General features: G+C 68.5%; 17 protein-coding genes and 1 pseudogene. 8 read left to right on the top strand and 10 right to left on the bottom strand.

The genetic code is table 11. The features are described 5' to 3' along the window. Positions 1 to 52: 52 nt before the first annotated feature. Entirely contained in the window at positions 53 to 1,573 is a 1,521-nt protein-coding gene (locus AB0J93_RS27435) for a polymorphic toxin-type HINT domain-containing protein (protein WP_363925200.1), read from the top strand. Between the two features lie 1,063 nt (positions 1,574 to 2,636). Here AB0J93_RS27435 and AB0J93_RS27430 read toward each other — a convergent pair. Further along, positions 2,637 to 2,834, bottom strand: a pseudogene (locus AB0J93_RS27430) (RHS repeat-associated core domain-containing protein); the annotation flags it as partial. Between the two features lie 40 nt (positions 2,835 to 2,874). On the opposite strand from AB0J93_RS27430, the gene AB0J93_RS27425 reads away from it, so the two are divergent. Next, complete coding sequence (locus AB0J93_RS27425; RefSeq protein WP_363925199.1) at positions 2,875 to 3,324, top strand: tyrosine-type recombinase/integrase; 450 nt, start codon at positions 2,875 to 2,877, stop codon at positions 3,322 to 3,324. A 390-nt stretch (positions 3,325 to 3,714) separates the two neighbouring features. On the opposite strand, the gene AB0J93_RS27420 is transcribed toward AB0J93_RS27425, so the two are convergent. Beyond that, positions 3,715 to 4,314, bottom strand: a complete 600-nt coding sequence (locus AB0J93_RS27420) for a TetR/AcrR family transcriptional regulator (RefSeq protein ID WP_363925198.1) — start codon at positions 4,312 to 4,314, stop codon at positions 3,715 to 3,717. 105 nt (positions 4,315 to 4,419) lie between these two features. Here AB0J93_RS27420 and AB0J93_RS27415 point away from each other — a divergent pair, with 105 nt between their 5' ends. Further along, on the top strand, positions 4,420 to 4,584 hold the full coding sequence (locus AB0J93_RS27415) for a hypothetical protein (protein ID WP_363925197.1): 165 nt from the start codon (positions 4,420 to 4,422) through the stop codon (positions 4,582 to 4,584). A gap of 32 nt (positions 4,585 to 4,616) precedes the next feature. Next, entirely contained in the window at positions 4,617 to 5,153 is a 537-nt protein-coding gene (locus tag AB0J93_RS27410) for a DUF2269 domain-containing protein (RefSeq protein WP_363925196.1), read from the top strand. A gap of 21 nt (positions 5,154 to 5,174) precedes the next feature. On the opposite strand, the gene AB0J93_RS27405 is transcribed toward AB0J93_RS27410, so the two are convergent. The 4 genes from AB0J93_RS27405 to AB0J93_RS27390 form a co-directional block, all read right to left on the bottom strand. Next, complete coding sequence (locus tag AB0J93_RS27405) at positions 5,175 to 5,576, bottom strand: four-helix bundle copper-binding protein (RefSeq protein WP_363925195.1); 402 nt, start codon at positions 5,574 to 5,576, stop codon at positions 5,175 to 5,177. Between the two features lie 224 nt (positions 5,577 to 5,800). Beyond that, a complete protein-coding gene (locus tag AB0J93_RS27400; RefSeq protein ID WP_363925194.1) occupies positions 5,801 to 8,056 on the bottom strand; it encodes a heavy metal translocating P-type ATPase in 2,256 nt (751 codons plus the stop codon). Between the two features lie 12 nt (positions 8,057 to 8,068). Beyond that, on the bottom strand, positions 8,069 to 9,049 hold the full coding sequence (locus AB0J93_RS27395) for a hypothetical protein (protein WP_363925193.1): 981 nt from the start codon (positions 9,047 to 9,049) through the stop codon (positions 8,069 to 8,071). A 39-nt stretch (positions 9,050 to 9,088) separates the two neighbouring features. After that, positions 9,089 to 9,298: a cation transporter gene (locus tag AB0J93_RS27390; protein WP_363925192.1), complete on the bottom strand. Its 210-nt coding sequence runs from the start codon at positions 9,296 to 9,298 to the stop codon at positions 9,089 to 9,091. Between the two features lie 116 nt (positions 9,299 to 9,414). Here AB0J93_RS27390 and AB0J93_RS27385 point away from each other — a divergent pair, with 116 nt between their 5' ends. Next, positions 9,415 to 9,711, top strand: coding sequence for a metal-sensitive transcriptional regulator (locus tag AB0J93_RS27385; protein WP_139583992.1), 297 nt, complete (start codon positions 9,415 to 9,417; stop codon positions 9,709 to 9,711). Between the two features lie 577 nt (positions 9,712 to 10,288). Here the strand turns inward: AB0J93_RS27385 and AB0J93_RS27380 are convergent. From AB0J93_RS27380 to AB0J93_RS27370, 3 genes are all read right to left on the bottom strand, one after another. After that, a complete protein-coding gene (locus AB0J93_RS27380) occupies positions 10,289 to 12,463 on the bottom strand; it encodes a heavy metal translocating P-type ATPase (protein WP_363925191.1) in 2,175 nt (724 codons plus the stop codon). A 333-nt stretch (positions 12,464 to 12,796) separates the two neighbouring features. Then, the gene (locus AB0J93_RS27375; protein ID WP_363925190.1) at positions 12,797 to 13,387 is read right to left on the bottom strand and encodes a DUF305 domain-containing protein; all 591 of its coding nucleotides are present in this window, start codon (positions 13,385 to 13,387) and stop codon (positions 12,797 to 12,799) included. Positions 13,388 to 13,824: 437 nt separating this feature from the next. After that, positions 13,825 to 15,351, bottom strand: coding sequence for a multicopper oxidase family protein (locus AB0J93_RS27370; protein WP_363925189.1), 1,527 nt, complete (start codon positions 15,349 to 15,351; stop codon positions 13,825 to 13,827). Between the two features lie 211 nt (positions 15,352 to 15,562). On the opposite strand from AB0J93_RS27370, the gene AB0J93_RS27365 reads away from it, so the two are divergent. From AB0J93_RS27365 to AB0J93_RS27355, 3 genes are read left to right on the top strand one after another with little or no spacing between them, the layout of a single operon-like run. After that, on the top strand, positions 15,563 to 16,504 hold the full coding sequence (locus AB0J93_RS27365; protein WP_363925188.1) for a F510_1955 family glycosylhydrolase: 942 nt from the start codon (positions 15,563 to 15,565) through the stop codon (positions 16,502 to 16,504). Between the two features lie 26 nt (positions 16,505 to 16,530). Next, complete coding sequence (locus tag AB0J93_RS27360; protein ID WP_363925187.1) at positions 16,531 to 17,223, top strand: response regulator transcription factor; 693 nt, start codon at positions 16,531 to 16,533, stop codon at positions 17,221 to 17,223. After that, complete coding sequence (locus AB0J93_RS27355) at positions 17,220 to 18,329, top strand: HAMP domain-containing sensor histidine kinase (RefSeq protein ID WP_363925186.1); 1,110 nt, start codon at positions 17,220 to 17,222, stop codon at positions 18,327 to 18,329. The genes AB0J93_RS27360 and AB0J93_RS27355 overlap by 4 nt, the downstream gene beginning before the upstream one ends. Before the next feature lie 9 nt (positions 18,330 to 18,338). On the opposite strand, the gene AB0J93_RS27350 is transcribed toward AB0J93_RS27355, so the two are convergent. Next, entirely contained in the window at positions 18,339 to 18,674 is a 336-nt protein-coding gene (locus AB0J93_RS27350; RefSeq protein WP_363925185.1) for a hypothetical protein, read from the bottom strand. Between the last annotated feature and the right edge of the window lie 1,506 nt (positions 18,675 to 20,180).

The following is a 20,180-nucleotide window of genomic DNA, read 5'->3' as shown; positions in this document are numbered from 1 at the left end:
CAGCGGTAAAACCGTTTCCCGAGGAAGCCACCGACCTTGCCGACAACGGGGATTGCGGCGAGTCCCGTCCAAGCGCAGGCTGAGAGGCTGCCCTGCGTCGCGCAGTCTCGGGCGTCGGCACGACCTCACCACCAACCGAAAGCGCCACCTCCCCTACGGCGAAGACCGCAGCGCCACCCAACCCACCTTCTTCGGCACCCGAGGATTCGTCGGCGGCACCCAAGACGACACCGGCCTTACCCACCTCGGCGCCCGCGAATACGACCCCACCCTCGGCCGATTCATCAGCGTCGACCCGATCCAAGACCTCACCGACCCACAACAATGGAACGGCTACCACTACGCCAACAACAACCCCACCACGTTCAGCGACCCAAGCGGCAAAATCTGGACCGACTTCCTCGTCGGCACCGACCCCCACTTCAACGGAGAAGGAGCAGGCGAGCTGTCGTACGGCCCTTACGGTACTTCTAAAGCCAGAAAAACAAACCACTGCGCCAAGGGTAGCCCCTACGCCTGCCAAGCCGCCGCAGAACAGAAAGCCTACGCCGCATCCGCGAAGTTCAAAATAAAGAAAAAGCAGGAACCTGGATTCGTCGGACAGCTTCTTACTGACATCACGTGTTCCCTAATGGTCATATGCCGTGTAGCCGACACAGGCTACGGCATTGCCAGCCTCGCGGCCGCTGCCTATCGAGGCGACTTCAAAACCGCTGGCGCAGAAGCTCTCGGGTTCCTACCCGGCTGCACCAGGAAATGCGGCGACTACGCGGCCGACACCTACGAGTGGCTCCGAGGCAAACGCGGCAAGAGCGGCGCCGAGGCATGCCTGGTCCCCGCCGGCAACAGCTTCGCCCGCGGCACCGAAGTCGTCATGGCCGACGGCACCACAAAACCCATCGAACACATCAAGACCGGTGACTGGGTACTCGCCACAGACCCCACCACCGACGAAACCCGGCCTCGCCAAGTCACCGCCACCCACATCAACCACGACACCGAACTCGCCGACATCACCGTCGACCTACCCGACGGCGCCACCGCCGTCATCAACACCACCCAACACCACCTGTTCTGGAGCGAAACCCGCAACACCTGGATCGACGGAGGCGACCTCGCCGTCGGCGAAGACCTCCTCAGCCTCCACAACGCAACCGTCCCCGTCGGCGCAGTGCACGCCTACGACGGCGCGGCCACTATGTACGACCTCACCGTCGACCAGACCCACACGTACTATGTGATGGCTGGCGACACGCCGGTGCTTGTGCACAACACCAACTGTCCTATCGGTTCGGTAACTGGACCCGGCGGAGAAGTGCTGCCTCTGCCCCGCGGGGCCGCTGGAACTCCGGTCGCCACTGGGAAGGGCTGGACTTATGACATTCCGGTTGGTACCCCGGGTCTGGATCCTCGGGTGGTGCAAGTCCGCGTGATGGATCCAGTCACCACTGGCAAGCATCAATACGTAAACGGATATGTGGTCTACATGAACAAGGCAGGACAGTCGGTTAATCCCATAACCGGGCAGACGGTCAGCAAGGCTGATCCCTACAACCACATCCCGATCCCATGATCGCAATAGAGGACTTGATCAGAGCGGGTCGTTATACGTCAGCGCCGAAGTCGGTCGAAATGGACCCCCTAAGGGAGATGGATGCTCTGCAGGAGGCCCAGTTGCTCGACGGGAGGGTGTTCGCGCTCACGGCGACGGCGGCCCTACTTGTCGAGTTGCGAACCTCCTTGCAATTCGACGTCGGCAATTGTGCCCTGCTTGTAGTGCGAGGTCTTCGTTCGTTCAGCTGGAGTTCACCCCCTGTGCTCCCACCCCTTATGGCATTGTCGGTCATGTCGAGCGTGCCTGAGTGCAGCAGTGATTCATTTCGAATCAGCCTCAGGTTCTTTCCGGAGGCAGAGCTTGTCGTATCGGGCGGTTCGGCGGACTTCTATGTGCTCGAGATGGAAGGAATAGGTGAAGCGCCGCCGGACTACTCGGATGCGGACCTGGCAAGCATTCAGCGTGCACTGCCTTCATGGTCCTCTGCGTGCAGCCTGCTTCAGTCGTCAAGTTCGCGCTGAGTGCGCAGACGGGCGTGATTGCGTCCCTAGGGTTGCCGTAAGCGTAGCCGGCAGAAAAAGTTGGACATACCTACGTATGGATGTAGTGCGGTGCGATAGGCGTCGATGACCGACGGTGTCGTATGGCGGTTCGGTGCCGGGCCAATATCCGCTGAGTTCGGCGATGAGTTCCGCGCCTGCCTCGACGCCTCCGGGGTCGGATTCCTTGTAGCGGACAGGGTTGTTGTGACACCAGACGTCTGCCAAGATCCACCTTTGATGCAGCGGATCCCCGATTTGATCAAAGTTTCACCCTGGCGGTGCAGTTGAAGATGACCTCGTTTTTGCCGTTTTGACGTTCGCGATGTGGTCTAGCGTCCAGACCTCTTTGACACCTGGTTCAACACCGAGTGTCGCGTCTCCGATTTTGCGCTTGCCGCCGCCGCTGCTCTTTTTGAACTTCCGGTCGACGTCGATGTTGGCCCCGTTTTGCCCTTGCTGGTGGATTTCGGGATGTAGTCGACGATTTTGTACTTGCCCTTGGAGGTCTGGTAGGCCCGGACGTGTCCGCTACCGTCGCCGAGGGGATACAGGCCGGAGGGGTCGCTGAACGTGGTGGGGTTGTTGTTGGCGTAGCTGTAGCCGTTCCACTGTTGCGGGTTAGCGAGGTCTTGGACGGGGTCGAGGCTGATGAATCGGCCTAGGGTGGGGTCGTACTCGCGGGCGTTGAGGTGCGTGAGGCCGGTGTCGTCTTGGGTACCGCCGACGAAGCCGCGGGTCCCGAGGAAGATGCTCGTCCTGCCCCGATTCGCCGTCGGCATGCTCATGGCCCGCAACGTCGGCGCCGCCGACAACCCCCACGACGCGATCTTCGCCTCCCGGCGCGGTACCTGGCTCTCCCCCAACAACGTCCGCCGTCAGTGGCGCCAGGCCCGCGCCGACACCGACCTCGACTGGGTCACCCCGCACAGCTTCCGCGTGGCCACCCTGATCAAGGAGGAAGCCGACACCAAGAGCGCCGCCGCACAGCTTGGCCACTCCAGCGAGGAGGTCACCGCCACCTACTACATCGCCAAGCCCGTCCAGGCCCCCGACGTCTCCGACGTTCTGGAACGCCTCGCCGCCAACCCGAACCGACCGCACCCACCAGCCCGGTTTTCGGGGGCGTTTCAAATCTCCATCGAAGAAAGTCAAAGCCCTGACCGCGTTTCCGCAGGTCAGGTCTTTTTCTTTGTCGGGACGGCCGGATTCGAACCGACGACCCCTTGACCCCCAGTGAACCAGCCGACCTACTGAGATCCGCCAGGCAGTGCCGAATTGTGTCGGACGTGCGGGTCAGCGGCAAGGTCAGAGTCCGGGTCGCACCGACATTCACCGAGGCTTGCCAGACCGTCCGTGAGACGGTTGTGAGATGTCCGGCCCGACAGGGGCGCTGGAGATCAACGACCGGCGCCCCTCACTCCTTCGAGATCCAGAACAAGGCTTCTCCCGATCGAACAACTGCCCGCGAAGCCGCCTCTCGGCCTCCACGCCACAGCAACATCGAGCGGCGAACCGCTTGTCTCACTGTCACCAGCGACCTCTGCAGCCCGAGAGATCCCCAAGATCTTCCGTATATGCCACGTTGCCCCAGGCTGTCAGGCCCTCGACTGACCGGCGTCAGCGTGGGGCTTGCTGGGAGGTTGGGCGGTCGGCAGCGGCGTGGAGCGCGGTGAGGGTGAGCCTGACGAGGCGGTGGAGCCCGTCGTCGGATGTCACGGTTGCCGAGGCGGAAAGCGCGTGCTGGCAGAAGGCAGCAAGCTCATCGGCGGGGATGTCGTCGCGGACCTGTCCGGCCTCGGCGGCGTCCGTGATCAGTTCCCGGAGCAGGGCATGCAAGCGTGCGTGTGCCTCGGTGGCGTGGTCGCCTCGATGCAGGGCGGCGGCGAGGTCACCGCCCTGGCGGTGCCGCGACAGCCGCGCGTAGGCCGCCAGGACGGCGTGCAGCCGCTCCGATGGGCCGACGGCGTTGTCCCGGATGGCATGGAGGTGATCCAGGTGGTGAGTGACCTGCCGTTCGTGCCATGCGAGCAGGATCGCCTCGACGTCGGGGAAGTACTTGTAGAGGGTGGCGCGGCCGATGCCGGTGAGTTCGGCGATGCCCGACATGGTCACGCCGGTCAGGCCGTGGTCGGCGACCAGGGCTGCGGCGGCGTCGAGGACCGCGTGGCGCACCGCCGTCCGGTGCGCCTCGATCGTGTCGTTCCACAACCTCGGCACCCTTGCACGATACACCCCGCCGCCCGCGTAGACACCACGACCTCAGTAAGACACACTGTCTCGATAAAGCTGGAGTCAGGTGGCGCGACATCGGTAGGGAGTGTCATGGCGGATCAGGCAGAGGAGCAGGAGTCGTCAACGAGGGTGCCGCGGTGGGTGAAGACTGCGGGCTTGGTGGTGGCGCTGCTGCTGGTGACGTTCGTCGTCTTCCAGGTGACCGGTGTGGCCGGTGAGCATGGTCCAGGCCGGCATCTGCCGGGCGGGCGATAGCACGCATGCCGTGGCACATCCGCAAGGCGTCGTTGTTCGTGCACGTGGTCACATCGCTCGGGTGGCTCGGCGCGGTCGTCGTGTTCCTCGTCCTGGCCTTGGCAGCGCTACGCGGCGACGACCCGCTCGTGATGCGCGCTGCCTGTCTGGCGATGGATCTGGCCGTCCGGTTCGCGATCGTTCCCCTCGCGGTCGCCTCGCTGCTCAGCGGTGTGGTGTCGTCGCTCGTCTCACCGTGGGGCCTGGTGCGTCACTGGTGGGTGCTGATCAAGCTGGCCATCGTGGTGGTGGCCACGGCAGTCCTGATCATGCAAGTGGAACCGGTTGCCGCGCTCGCCGACGCGATGGTGGCGTCACCGCCCCCGGCGGATGGGATGCAGTGGCGTGAGGCGGTGGTGTCGCTGGTCGTCCATGCCGTCGGTGGCCTGGTGATCCTTCTGACGGCCACGGTACTGGCCATCTATAAACCGAGGGGGACGACCGGGTTCGCCGCCCGCGGCTCGGCCCGGCGGCATCGCACGGGTGGGGCGGCCGCAACGAATGGGCGCAAGGGGCTCAAGATTCGGTGACGGCCGCCCGTTCGGCTGCTGTCAGCTGGTCGTGGCGAGCAGGTCCCGGCACGCCTGCTCGCAGGCACGGCACGCCTCTGCGCAGACGCGGCAGTGTTCGTGCATGTCGGCGTGCGCCGCGCACTCGTCGCCGCATGCCTTGCAGGCGGTGGCGCATGCTTCGAGCATGGCGCGGGTGATGTTGGCGTCGTAGCCGGTGTGCCGTGACAGGACACGCGCGGTGGTGGTGCAGATGTCAGCGCAGTCCAGGTTCGAGCGGGTGCACTTGGTCAGTTCGGCAACCATGTTGTCGCTGAGGCAGGCGTCCGCACACGCGGTGCAGGCCTGACTGCACGCGTTGATAGTGTCGATCACCGCCGCCAACGTCGTGCGATCCAAGTTCATGGACTGCGGGTACGTGTCAAGCATCGCCATCGTTGTCATCGTCGGCTCCTTTGTCGTGGGTCATCCGTTCAGCTACCCGTCAGCTCGTCCGTCATGCCCTCCGCGCCCATGGGCCTGCCGCGGGATGGGCTTGAGGCCGACGAGCGTTCTGAAGACAGGCCGTCACCGGGGGCGAGCCGTCGCTGGCTGGGACGCCCAGCAGCCTTCGAAGGCGATGCGAGACGCCCATCCGTACCAGCGATGGGCGCCTCGACATGCGGGGCTTATCCGATGGGGTGGAAGCGGCGCAGGCGGAGGCTGTTGGCGACCACGAAGACCGAGGAGAAGGCCATCGCGGCACCGGCGATCATCGGGTTGAGCAGCCCCGCCGCCGCCAGGGGTAGGGCGGCGACGTTGTAGGCGAAGGCCCAGAACAGGTTGCTCTTGATGATCCGCAGGGTACGCCGGGCCAGCCGGATGGCATCCACGGCGGCGGTCAGGTCGTCCCGGACGAGGGTCAGGTCGGATGCCTCGATCGCCACGTCGGTGCCGGTGCCCATGGCCAGGCCCAGATCGGCCTGGGTGAGCGCGGCGGCGTCGTTGACGCCGTCGCCGACCATCGCCACCACCTTCCCGTCGGCTTGGAGGCGCTTGACCACGTCGACCTTGTCGGCGGGCAGCACCTCGGCAATCACCTCGTCGATGCCGACCTCGGCGGCCACCGCGTTCGCGACGGTGGTGTTGTCGCCGGTGAGCAGGATCGGTTTCAGGCCGAGCGCCCGCAGCTGGCCGACCGCCGCCCGGCTGGTCGGCTTGACCACGTCGGCGACGGCGAGGACACCGCGAGCCTGTCCGTCCCAGCCGGCCAGCACGGCGGTACGCCCGGCGGATTCCGCCTGGCCGGCCGCCCGTTCCACCTCGGCGGAAATGTGCAGGCCGCGCTCACGCAGCAGCCGGGCACGGCCCACCACCAGCTCACGGCCCTCGATGAGGCCGGTCACACCGAGACCTTCGACGTTGGCGAACCCGGTCACGGGCGGCAGCGGCCCCGCGTCGGCGGCGCCGGCGGCGATCGCCTGGGCGATCGGGTGTTCGCTGGCCGCCTCGATCGCCCCGGCGAGCCGAAGCAACTCGTCGGCGTCCTGGTCCTCGATCGGGTGTACGTCGACCAGGGTCATCTTTCCGGTGGTCACGGTGCCGGTCTTGTCGAGCACCACCGTGTCGATCCGCCGGGTCGATTCCAGCACCTCCGGCCCCTTGATGAGGATGCCGAGCTGGGCACCACGACCGGTGCCGACCAGTAGCGCGGTCGGGGTGGCCAGCCCGAGCGCGCACGGGCAGGCGATGATCAGTACGGCCACGGTGGCGGTGAACGCCGCTGCCAGACCACCTCCGTTGCCGATCCAGAATCCGAGGGTGCCCGCCGCGAGGGCGATCACGATGGGAACGAACACCCCCGAGATCCGGTCGGCCAGTCGCTGCACCGCGGCCTTGCCGGTCTGCGCCTGCTCGACGAGCTTCGCCATCTGGGCGAGCTGGGTGTCCGCGCCGACGCGAGTGGCGGTGACGACGAGCCGGCCGCCGGCGTTGACGGTGGCACCGACCACGGTGTCGCCGGGGCCGACTTCGATCGGAACGGATTCGCCGGTCAGCATGCTGACGTCGACCGCGGAGGTGCCCTCGTGCACCGTCCCGTCGGTGGCGATCTTCTCGCCCGGACGCACCACGAACCGGTCCCTCACCACGAGCTGGTCGACCGGGATGCGGATCTCGGCGCCGTCGCGGAGCACGGCGACGTCCTTCGCACCGAGTTCCAGCAGGGCGCGCAGGGCCGCCCCGGCGGTCCGTTTCGAGCGGGCCTCGAAGTAGCGGCCCGCGAGGATGAACGTCGTGACGCCGGCCGCTGCTTCCAGGTAGATGTGCCCGGCACCGCCGTCTCGGCTGACGTCGAAGCTGAATGGGTGGCTCAGCCCGGGCGTCCCCGCGTCGCCGAGGAACAGCGCCCAGACCGACCAGCCCAACGCGGCGAGGGTGCCCATCGAGACCAGCGTGTCCATGGTGGCGGCGCCGTGGCGCAGGTTGACCAGCGCCGCGCGGTGGAACGGCAGGCCGCCCCAGACGACCACCGGGGCGGCCAGGGTCAGCGACAGCCACTGCCAGTAGGTGAACTGCCAGGCCGGCACCATGGCCAGGGCGATCACCGGGACGCTCAACGCCACGGAGACCCACAGCCGGGTCCGTACGCTGGGCAGTTCGTCGACCGGTTCGGCCGGCTCGGCGGTGCTGGCGGGACCTGGCGGGGGTGGCAGGGCGGCACGGTAGCCGGTCTTCTCCACGCTGGCGATCAGGTCGTCCGGGGTGATGTCGCCGGTGTACTGGACGGTCGCCTTCTCCGTGGCGTAGTTGACCGTGGCCGACACACCCTCCAGCCGGTTCAGCTTCTTCTCGATCCGCGCCGCGCAGGAGGCACAGGTCATCCCACCGATGGCCAGCTCGATCTGATTCGCGGCGAGCTGCAGGGGTTTCGCACTGGATGTCATCGCCAGCTCCGATCAGTCGTGGCCGTGGCCGGGGTCGCCGTGCCCGTCAGTGGTGGTCGTGGCCGGGCTGGTGGGCTCGTGCGGCGCTGCCGGGCTGCCCGGTGCGGGATCCCCGATGCCGGCGGCGGTCAGGGTGAACTCAGCTGTCCGCACCGTCCCGGCGTGCTGGAAGTCCAGAAACAGCCGGTAGGTGCCGGCCGAGGGGACCTCGGTGTGGAAGGTCACCTGCGGGCCCGGCTGGGTGCGCCCGTCACCAGGTTCCCCGTCGGGGTGCACGTGCAGGTAGGCCAGGTCACCCGAGCGCAGGGCCACCAGGTGGCCGTAGGCGCCGAGGTAGGGCTGCAGGTCGGTGACCGGCACCCCGTCCCGGCTGATGGTCAGAGTCAGTTTCGCCGTCGCCCCCGGCCGCAGGTCACCGTCGAGGGCAACCGTGTATCCGTCCACGCTGGCGGTGCGTGCCGGTGCAGGCACCTGTCGCGGGGTGAAGGCGCCCGGGAGGTCGACATCCACGCCGAGCGTGAGTGCCTCACCGCCGGTGGGGATGAAGTCAGCGAAGGCGCGCCAGGTTCCCGGGTCCCCGAACGGTGCGGCCACCCGCCAGGTGCCATCGGCGGCCATCTCGGGATGGACATGCCGGAAGCCGGACAGGTCCCTGCGGGTGACGATCAGGTGCATCCGCTTGTCGTGGGCCTCATCGAAGGCGGTGACGGTCTGCCCGTCCGGACCGGTGATCCGGAAGGCGAACTCGCCGGGTGGGGCGGAAACCGGGGCCAGGGTGTAGCCGCGGTCGGAAACCAGCAGCCCGCCGGGAATCTGGGAGGCTGCTTCGCTTCCGGTTCCGTCATGGGGGGCGCTGCCGTGAGCGGCGGTCGTGTCGTGGCGGGTCCCGGCGGCTGGGGCGACGGGGTCGGTCAGCTGACCGACCCCGTACGCCGCACCGAACACCGCCGCGAGGCCGAGCGCGAAACCGCTCAGCTTCGTCGCCGTGTTCATGACTGGATACCTCAGTTCTTGTCAGCTTCGGGAGAACGGTCAGGCGTTGACGAGCTCGTAGCCGGCCTCGTCGACCGCGGCCGCAACCGCCGCGGGATCCAGCGGCGCCTCGCTGTCGACGGTGACCTGCCCGGAGGCGAGGTCGACCTGGACATCGCGAACCCCGGCGATCCCGCTGATCTCGGTGCTCACCGAGCTCACGCAGTGCCCGCAGGTCATACCCTTCACCTGATAGATGGCGGTGGTCATCCGGACGCTCCTCCCAATCGATCTCCACGGGCGGCTCGCCGCCCCGAAGATACCCCCCAGAGGTATCTCTCATCGCACGCTAGCATACCCCCCCGGGGTAGGCTATCCTGGGTTTCATGACCACACCCACTCCGATCCGCGGCTACACCGCCAGCAAGGATCAACTGCTCGCCCGGCTGCGCCGCGTCGAGGGCCAGGTCCGCGGCATCGAGAAGATGGTCGACGACGACCGCTACTGCATCGACGTACTCACCCAGATCTCCGCCATCCAGGCCGCCCTGGACAAGGTCGCCCTCGGCCTGCTCGACGGACACGCCCGACACTGCATGCACGAAGGTGCCGCCGAGGGCCGCGCCGACGAGATGGCCACCGAGATGATGGCCGCCGTCGGCCGCCTCATGAAGCGCGGCTGATCCCCCAGCCTGTGGGTCAGCTACGGTTCAGACCAGGAGCGAGCCGCTCTGGCACGGCTGGCCGCCCTGCATGGCAGCGACGATCACGACCGTGACGAAAGCCGTCAGGGGCCTGGTGTCCGGTGTCCGCGACGGCTCTGTGCCCGTGAGCGCCGCCGGTCGCGCAGCACACCCATCAGGTGCCCTGGCGCATCGCACCCGACGGTCAAGCGCAAAAGCCGCTGCCGCTACAAGCCCGACCAGCGCCGGTGCGGCAACTGCAACGAGCGAGAGCAGCAAACGCGGCAGCCCGGTGCGGGCGTGAGCGCCGGCCCGCAGATGATGCAGTCGCAGCAGCACGTCCGCGCCGGCCATCGGTAGGGCGTGCGCGGGGCTGGGCGATCCAGCGAGCGCGATCAATGCGTCGCGGACGGCGCGGAGGGCCCATCTACCTGGCTACCGAACGGCCGGGCGCTGCGCAGCGCCGACACCGGTCACCACCTGGCAGCCGATGATGCCCTGAGCTAGTCACCGGTGCCTGCCCAGGTGTGCGGCGGCCCGGTCGCATCGCCCCGACCGGGCCGTTGCACGCACCGTGTCAGCGGCGTCCCGGGGTGAGCTTGACCCGGCGCAGGAGCTGGGCGTTCAGGGCCACCACGATGGTGGAGGCGGACATCAACACCGCACCGACAGCCGGGCTGAGCGAAACCCCGGCCCAGGCCAGCACGCCGGCAGCGAGTGGGATCGCCACCACGTTGTACCCGGCGGCCCAGGCCAGATTCTGGACCATCTTCCGGTACGACGCCCGGGACAGCCGGATCACGCCGGTGACACCGCGCGGGTCCGACGAGGCCAGGATGACTCCAGCCGACTCGATCGCCACGTCGGTACCCGCACCGATGGCCAGGCCGACGTCGGCGCGGGCCAGGGCGGGCGCGTCGTTGACGCCGTCGCCGACCATCGCCACGGTCAACCCCCGGGCCTGCAGCTCAGCCACTGCCCGGTCCTTGTCCGCCGGCAGCACCTCAGCGAACACCTCGTCAACCCCGGGCCGGAACCCGAGGTCTGCGGCGACCGCCTCGGCCACCGGGCGTGCGTCACCCGTGATCATCACGATCTTCCCGATGCCCTGCTCGCGCAGATCCGCGATCGCTTCACGGGCCTCGGCGCGGACCTCGTCCTCCAGCGCGAACGCGCCGACAGCGACCGATTGGCCCGTCTGCGACAGCCGGATCAGGTGCAATACCGCCGCGCCACGGGCCGACCACGCCTGCGTGGTGGTGGCCAGTTCCTCGGGAACCTGCGCACCAACCTCCCGCAGCAGGGCAGGCCCGCCCACCGCCCAGGTAGTGCCGTCGACGGTCGCCTGGACCCCGCGACCGGTCAGCGACCGGAAATCCCCCGCGACCGCCCGCAATCCTCGATCCTGCGCCACCTTGACCAGGGCTCTGGCGAGCGGGTGCTCGCTGTCGGCCTCGACCGCACCGGCGATACGCAGCACCTCGTCCTCGCTGACACCGCTGGCGGCGGCCATGGCGGTGACCGTGTGCGCGCCCTTGGTCAAGGTGCCGGTCTTGTCGAACAGCACGGCGTCAACGGTGCGCATCCGCTCCAGGGCGAGGCGGTCCTTGACTAGAATGCCGGCCTTCGCAGACACCGCCGTGGACAGCGCGATCACCAACGGAATGGCCAGCCCGAGCGCGTGCGGGCAAGCGATCACCAGGACCGTCACCGTTCGGACGACGGACTGGTCGAGGTCGCCCAGCGTCCACCAGGCGGCGAAGGTGACCAGCGCGGCGGCGGTGGCGACGTAGAACAGCATCGCCGCGAACCGGTCAGCCAACACCTGAGCCCGACCGCTGGATGCCTGCGCCTGCGCCACGAGCCGGCCGATGCCCGCCAGCGCGGTGTCCTCCCCGACCGCGTCGACCCGGATCCGCAGCGCGGAGTCGGTCGCCACCGTGCCGGCCACGACCCGGTCCCCGACGCCACGGGGCACCGGCCGGGACTCCCCCGTGATCATCGACTCGTCCAGTTCGGCCGACCCGTCGATGATCCGACCGTCGGCAGGCACCCGGCCACCCGAACGGACCAGAACCACGTCCGCCACCCGCAGCTCGGCCACCGGCACCCGGCGCACCGCGCCGTCGGCGTCGATCTGCTCGGCGTCGTCGGGCAGGAGCGCCGCCAGCGCGGCGAGCGCGCCCTGCGCCTGACCGATCGCCTTCATCTCCTGCCAGTGACCCAGCAGCATGATCGAGACCAGCGCGGCCAACTCCCACCAGAAGTCCAGATCGAACGCGCCGAGACTGGTCGCCATCGAGGCGACGTAGGCCACCGTGATCGCCATCGAGATCAGCAGCATCATCCCGGGCGCCCGGTCGCGGACCTCGCGGACACCGCCGATCAGGAACGGCCAGCCGCCGTAGAAGAACACCACCGAGCCGAGCACCGGGCCCACCCAGCTCATGCCCGGGAAGTCGATCGTGTAGCCGAACCAGCCCATCACCATGTGGCTGGTCACCACGATCGGAATCGTCAGCGCCAGGCTCAGCCAGAACTTGCGCCGGAACTGCTCCGGATCGTGGCCTGCGTGCTTGTCATGGGATCCGTGCCCGCCGGCGGATCCGTGCCCAGCGTGGTGGTGGCCACCGCTCGGCCCGGCACCGCCGTGATGCCCGCCGTCAACGTGCTCACCCACCTGATGCCGGTGATGCTCGTCGTCGTTGGCGACCACCATGGCATCGGCGTGCGTCGCGCGTTGGTCTCTCATGCCGTCCACCTCCACACGGCACGCTATACCCCGTAGGGGTATATGGCAACCAGTCTACGTGGCCGACCACTGGCCCCTGGCGCGGGCATCTGGCGCAACCTCGCGTTATGCCAGATACCTGTACCCCCCTCGGGTAACTGGTATCACAGGCGATCTGCGACTTCCTGAGGCGGGATCGGTGGCAGTCCGTCCGGGATCACAGGCTGTCTGCCGCGCGCCGACTCCTGCTGCGCCCCCTTCCCGGGGAACCACCCACCCGGCCGCGGCATCACTGGAGCCCTTCAGCCATCCTCAAACCGCTGATGGGATGTCGTGCCGAGCACTCGTTCATGCTCAACCGGCGGGGCACCGGCGGCTGGCGGACTCGTCGTACTCGGGGACGGGCCGGGCCTGCGCCTCCTCGGGGGTCTCGGCCACGCCGTTGCGCCGGATGTCCTCGATGAGCCACTCCATCTCGGAGATCTCCCGCCGCTGCGCCTCGCTGATCTCCACAGCGAGCCGGCAGACCCGTACGTCGTTGAGGTTGGCGCGCTCGGACCGGGTGATGGCCATCGAATGGTGCGGGATCATCGAGTTCATCCAGCCGCTGTCGTCCACGGTGGCCTGGCTGCGGTCGAGGACCACACCCGTGCCGAGCAGAAGGACGCTCGCCGCGATGATGCCCAGGTTCGCCTTGGTGTTGCGGTACATGTTCCGCATCCAGCCGAGCATGACCATGCCCATCGTGCCGCCCATGGCGAATGCCATGAACATGCGGCTCTCGCTGAAGCGGATGTCGCTCCACCGCCAGGTACTCAGATACATCACGCCGTACATGACGACCATGGCGGTCAGGATCATCGCCGCGAAACGCATGTACATCTTCTTCTCGTGCGACAGTCCCTTGCTGCGGCCATCCCCGTCCGAATTCCGCTCGCCCATCATCCTTGGGGCCTCCATTCCTTCGTCGTGACCTCTCACCACTTCCGACCGAGGTGCGACCCGCGAGCTCCCCGCGATTCCGCCCCCACTCCATCGCCCGTACCCATGCGCTGACCGGGCGAACCGATCCTCCCGGCTCGCCGGCGCGCACTTCAGGGAATCTTCATACTCGCGGGCTGGCACCGCGTCGTGGTCGTAGCAGGTGAGGTAGAGCCGACCGGCGTCGAGTACGAGACCTGATCTACGACCCGCGGCTGCTGCGGCCCGACACCGTGTCTCGTGGCCGCCGACGGCCAGCGGTAGATGACCGCCAACCAACTGCACCGCCAGGCGACGTACCCGCGCGGCCAGTACCGGTTCCGCACCCGCATCGACCCGGGTCGGTCCCGCTGCGCTGAGCCGGTGGTCGCTCTGACCGGCCGGTCACGTGTACGGGCGGCTCACGGCTGGTACGCGAGGTTGATCATCATGCCGGTCTCGGCGTGGTAGATGTTGTGGCAGTGGATCATCCACTGTCCAGGATTGTCGGCGTCGAGCTCGACGGTGACGTTCTGGTGCGGGGTGACGATGACGGTGTCCTTGCGTAGGCCGCCGTCGCGGAGGGCGAAGGTGTGTCCGTGCACGTGCATCGGGTGGAACATCATCGTCTGGTTGACCATCCGCAGCCGTACCCGTTCGCCCTCCCGCACCAGGAGCGGCTCGGCGTTGGTGAAGGTCTTGCCGTTGATGGTCCAGCGGTAGGGCATCATGCTGCCGCCGAGTACCAGCTCGTGGGTCCGGCCCGGTGCGCGCTGGGGCAGCCGTACGCTGTCGGCGGCCCGCAGCTGGCTGGTGAGGATGACGCGGCGGTCGAGTTCGGCCGGGCGTACCTGGGCTGACGGTGGCTGTCCGCCTCCGGTCCGCACCACCGCGAGCGCCTGCCCCGTCTTGCCCTCGGCGACCGCGACCAGGGGGAACACCCCGTCTGCGACGACGACCTCGACGTCGACCCGTTCCCCCATGCCGACGACCACTGCGTCGGTGACGTCCGGGACGACCGGAAACCCGTCGGTGTGGGTCACGGTGAGCCGGTGTCCGCCAAGCGCCACCCGGAAAGCGGTGTCGGAGGCGGCGTTGACCAGTCGAATCCGTACCCGCTGCCGAGGCCGGGCGGTGAGCGTGACGGGGGCGGCCGGCACCCGACCGTTGATCAGGTAGTGCGGGTAGTCGACGTCGCCCGCGCCGCCGAGCAGCGGCGACATCATGGTCTCCATTCCACCGTCTCCCATCGGCATCCCACCTCCGTGGTTCATGCCGGGCATGCCGTGCCCGCCGTGCATGCCGCCCATATCCCCGCCGAGGGCGGCCAGGACGTCGTCCGGGGTGCGCCCGGTGCCGTCGACCCAGTCGTCCAGGACGACGATCCACTCCTGGTCGTAGCGGCCCGCGTCGTTCGGGTCGTCCACGATCAGGACGCCGTAGAGCGCCCGGTCGAGCTGCACCCCCGAGTGCGGGTGGTAGAAGTAGGTTCCTGGGTCGGGCACGGTGAACTCGTAGGTGAAACGCCCGCCCGCGCCGATCGGATCCTGGGTGACCCCGGGAACGCCGTCCATGTCGTTGCGCAGCGCGATGCCGTGCCAGTGCACGCTGGTGTCCGCAGGCAGGTCGTTGACCACGTCGACGTGGAGCAGGTCGCCGGCCGTCGCCCTGATCAGCGGGCCGGGCGCGGTCTCGGCGTACCCCCAGGTGTCGACCGTCGCTCCGCCCAGGTCCAGGGTCACCGGGCGGGGGTTGAGGGTGGCGCGGACGGTGGCGGCACCGGGGCGGTGCCGGGCCAGTTCGGCGCGGCGGACGGCCTCGGCGTGAGGGGCGACCAGTTTCGGGGTGTTGCGGTCGGCTACGGCGGCGACGACCCCGGCGGTGCCGGCGAGACCGGCGGCCCCGGCGATCCCGGCGATCAGGTGCCGGCGGGTGAGCGGCGGTGACATGGCGACTCCTTCGGTCTGCGTCTCCAGCGTGATCAACCGCCGGCCCGGCGAGTAGGGACCGGGCCTCTTCTTCAGAGAATCTTCATGGCCCTCGAAGGGGCGTTCCGGCGGCTTCGAGTCATGGTTGGTAGGGACGAGAGGTCACCCTGAACCCGCACCGGGGACTCCTCACCGGGCAGGTCGATCGACGACGAGGAAGTGGACGTAGCCGATGAGCAGGACGTCGCAGCCGACGCGACCGCGCAGCAGGTCCGGATCGGGGCGCAAGACGCAGGGCCGCGGTGCGCCGGCCGCACCGACGCGGAAGGGCGTTATCGCGGCGCTGGCCGCGCTGGCCCTCATCGCCGCCGTGGTGGTGGTGTTCGCCCTGCGCGCTCAGGGATCTTCGGACGACCACACCACGGCTGGTGCCGGGCACGCGGGATTCGGGCACGTCCACGGGATCGCGGTCGACCCCGGCAGCGGCGCCCTGCACGTCGCCACGCACGTCGGGCTGTTCCGCATCGACGACCCGCACACCGCCGTACGCGTCTCGACGGACGACCTGGACCTGATGGGCTTCACCGTGGTCGGCCCCGGGCACTTCCTGGCCTCCGGCCACTCCGCGCACGGCCCGGCCAACGTGGGCCTGATCGAGTCGACCGACGGTGGGGCGACCTGGCGGGAGAAGTCGCTCTCCGGTGCGGCGGACTTCCACGGACTCCAGGTCGCCCACGGCTCGGTCTACGGCCACAATTCGACCGACGGCGCGTTCATGGTCAGCTCCGACCAGCGGACCTGGGAGCAACGTTCCCGGACTGCGATCGGCGGGTTCGCGGTCAGCCCGTCCGACGGCGAGACCGTTCTCGCCGTCGGACGCGACGGCCTGCAGCGCTCCACCGACGGCGGCCGCAGCTGGCAGCCGGTGCCCGGCGCCCCCGCCGTCGGCCTGCTGACCTGGGACCGCACCGGCGTGTGGGCGGTCGCCCCGGACGGCGCGGTCTGGTCGTCGACTGACGGCGGGCAACAGTGGCAGCGGCGCGCGGCGGTACCGGGTGAGCCGCAGAGCATCGCCGTGCAGGACGGCACCCTCTTCGCCGCGCTCGCCGGTGACCGGGTCGTCGCCAGCACCGACGGCGGTGCCACCTGGACCGACCGGTATGTGCCGGAGTGAGGAGCACGTCCGGTAGGAATCAGGACATGAGTGCACGGGTGCTGGTCGTCGATGACGAACGGAGCCTCGCCAAGGTCGTGGCGAGCTACCTCGAGCGCGACGGCTACCAGGTGCGCTGCGTCTTCGACGGCCCGACGGCGCTGGACGCCGCTCGGGAGGACGAGCCCGACGTCGTCGTACTGGACCTGATGCTGCCCGGCCTCGACGGCGTGGAGGTGTGCCGGCGGCTGCGGACGTTCAGCGACTGCTACGTCATCATGTTGACCGCCCGGACCGAGGAGGCCGACAAGCTGACCGGACTCGGAGTCGGGGCGGACGACTACCTCACGAAGCCGTTCAGCCCCCGCGAACTCGTCGCCCGCGTCGCAGCGATGCAGCGTCGCCCGCGGGAGCGGCACACCCGGCCGGAGACCCCGCCGCGCCGGTTCGGTCCGCTGGAAGTCGACGTACCCGCCCGGGAGGCTCGCCTGGACGGTGCGGCGGTGCCACTCACCCGCACCGAGTTCGACCTGCTGGCGGTCCTGTCCGCCCGACCGAACGTCGCGCTGAGCCGCGCCCAGCTGATCACCGCGGTGTGGGGTGACGGGTGGGTGGGCGACGAGCACCTGGTCGACGTGCACATCGGGCATCTGCGCCGCAAACTCGACGACGACCCCGCTCACCCCCGGTTCATCCGCACGGTGAGGGGCATCGGCTACCGAATGGGACCGCAGTCGTGAACCTCCGGCGCGTCAACCTCGCGGTGCGGCTCTTCATCGCGCAGGTGCTCGTGCTCGCCGTGGGCGGGCTGACCCTGGCGCTGGTCGCCGGCGCGGTGGGCCCGCGGATCTTCCACGAGCACCTCGGGCGGGTCGGCGGGGAGGTCAGCGCCGAGGCCCGCTGGCACGTCGAGCAGGCGTACGCCTCGGCGAACGCGCTCGCGCTCGGTGTCGGCCTGCTCGCCGCGCTGGTCGCGGCGCTGGCGGCCAGCGTGTACGCGACGCGCCGGATCGCCAGCCCGGTCACTCACTTCGCGCACGCGTCGGCCAGCCTCGCCGACGGGCACTACGACGTCCGCATGGCCGACCCCGGCCTCGGCAACGAGCTCAAGACCCTCACCGACTCCTTCAACACCCTCGCTGGACGCCTGGAGACCGTCGAGGCGACCCGGCGACGGCTGCTCGCCGACCTCGGCCACGAACTGCGGACGCCGCTCGCCACCATCGAGGCTTACCTGGAGGCCGCTGAGGACGGCGTCGCCGTCGATGACGAGGACCTCCAGTCGGTGCTGCGGACGCAGACCGCGCGGCTGCACCGCCTCGCCGACGACATCGCCGCGGTCTCCCGCGCCGAGACGCACCAGTTCGACCTGCACCCGGTACGGACCGCCCCGACGGACCTGGTCCGGGACGCCCTGGCTGCGGCACGGCCCCGCTACGCCGGCAAGGGTGTGCTGCTGCGCAGCGACGTCCGCCCGGCGGCACACGTCGACGTCGACCCGCAGCGGATGGGGCAGGTGCTCGGCAACCTGCTGGACAACGCGCTACGGCACACGCCCACGGGCGGGACCGTCACGGTACGCGTTACGGGCGGTGCCAATAACGTGGAGCTGGCGGTGGTCGACACCGGTCCCGGCATCCCGGCGGAGCATCTCCCGCACGTCTTCGAACGTTTCTACCGGGTTGACACCGCCCGGGACCGGGACAACGGCGGGTCCGGAATCGGGCTCGCCATTGTGCGCGCCGTGGTCAGCGCCCATGGCGGACGGGTACGGGCGGAGAACGTCCCGGGCGGTGGTGCGATGTTCAGGGTGATGCTGCCACCGGTGGGACAGGCGCAGGTCTGACCGGTCGGGTCAGGCGGAGTAACCGCGCGAAGCGGCCCAGTTCGCCAACGCCTCGACGTCCATCCAGTAGGTACCGTCACCCACCGGCTGCCACGGGTCAGCGATCTTCACCTTCTCGCCGGCACCCTCGTAGGCGACCACGGTCAGGTAGTGACCCGGGAACGACCGCTCGACACCGTCGAGGTCCGTGCCGGCGCCGATGACGTTGACCACCGCGACCCGCCCGTTGTCGACGGCGGCCTTCAGGTCGGCCTTCATCCGCTGCACCTGATCCGGCGTGACCGAATCGGCCGACAGCTCACCGGCCTGGTAGACCTCGGACCCGAGCTCCGCCGTTACGGTCACGTCCCATCTCCAGCCGGAACCCATACAACCCGGACTTCGAGTCACGAACGATCACACCACCATCGACCACGACGACCTCCTCACCGCCTAGCAATCACCTCCAGCACTGGAGGCCCACCCCAGCCATGGGAACCCCGCCGCACGCTGACACGACGGACCAACTGCCCGCCGCAGAACACAAGCTGCCACCCATCCAATACGGGGTCGATCGTGACCGGGCGGAGTGAAGCACCGACGTCACCGGTACGGACATCCGTGTCGGAGGTGTGTCAGGATAATCCACAAGGGACGACGTCGATACCTGAGGCAAGCCCTTCCGGGCCGCGGTGCCCAAGACGCAGGAAGCCTCCGGGCCACATGGCAGAGCACAAGGCCGTTACGCCTGCTCAAGCGGCGTGCACCGTCATCGCGATCTCTACCGAACTCCGCACAACATCGGATGCCGCCGAGCCACGTGCACTCATCGCCCGAACGCAGGCAGGACGGCGATCGCCCCCAGACCGTACGCTCGTACGGGCAAAATCACGTGTCGAAACCCGATCACTACATCCATGGGCGCAAATAAAAAAGGCCAGCTGATCTGGCCTTTTCAAAGTCGGGACGGCCGGATTCGAACCGACGACCCCTTGACCCCCAGGGGGGAGAACCAGCAGGACTGCCGGGGTCTGCCGAACGGTACCGGCTCCTGCCGGACATGCAGGTCAACGGGCAGGTGGCGGTCCGGGACAGGTCGGGCTCTATCGAGCTTTCCCGGAGCATCCGTGAGACGGGCGTGAGATATCACGGCAGTCCAGTAGGGAGTGGCGCTGGCGCAATCGCCAGCGCCACTCCCTCGATCACGACAACGCCGTAGGCCGTCGCCACTTCCGGCCGCCGCGTCCCCTCCGATCGATTCAGCGCGTCCCAGCCACGCTTCTTTCGTCCGGCAATATCCCGGCATCGGGAGCCTCGAGCTCGGCGAGCATCTGTCTCCTGGCACTGGGCAGCACGGTGGAGGCGCTCGCCGCCGACCAGCGCCGGGCAGCCATCGCGGCGCTGATCGAGGAGAATCCGTACCTGCTAGCGACGGTGCGCGCCGGCTAACTCGGGAGATCCTCGGTTAGCGCCCAACCCAGGCAGCCCGTCTCCCCTTGCCCGACGACCGGGGCGATAGAACCGCCAGGCCGAACCGAGCGCGTGCAGTAGCCGCGGACGAAGTTCTGCATCTGCGCCGGCAGCCGGCGCAGATGGTCGATGAGCCGGCACGTCGACTCTGCGTCGGCCTTCCGTCTTCAAAACCAGTGCCCAGCCGGCGGCTTTACCCGGGGGCGAGGTATCTGCCCATGACGCCCGCCTCCGCCGGAGGTAAGCGGTCATCACGCGCCGGTCAGAGCGCCGCGTGACCTCCCGGCGGGACGTCAAGGCATGTGTCATCAATCCTTCTGACTGCTTGACGCTCGGATTTTGGGTCTGCGATTCTGACCGGCTCTGCGCCATTGCGAGGTTCGTCAATGTTGGGCGCAGGGA

This window comes from Micromonospora sp. NPDC049374, assembly GCF_040677165.1.
Taxonomy (GTDB): Bacteria; Actinomycetota; Actinomycetes; order Mycobacteriales; family Micromonosporaceae; genus Micromonospora.
The sequence above is the reverse complement of the archived record's forward strand: the minus strand, read 5'-3'. Positions and strand labels throughout refer to the sequence as shown.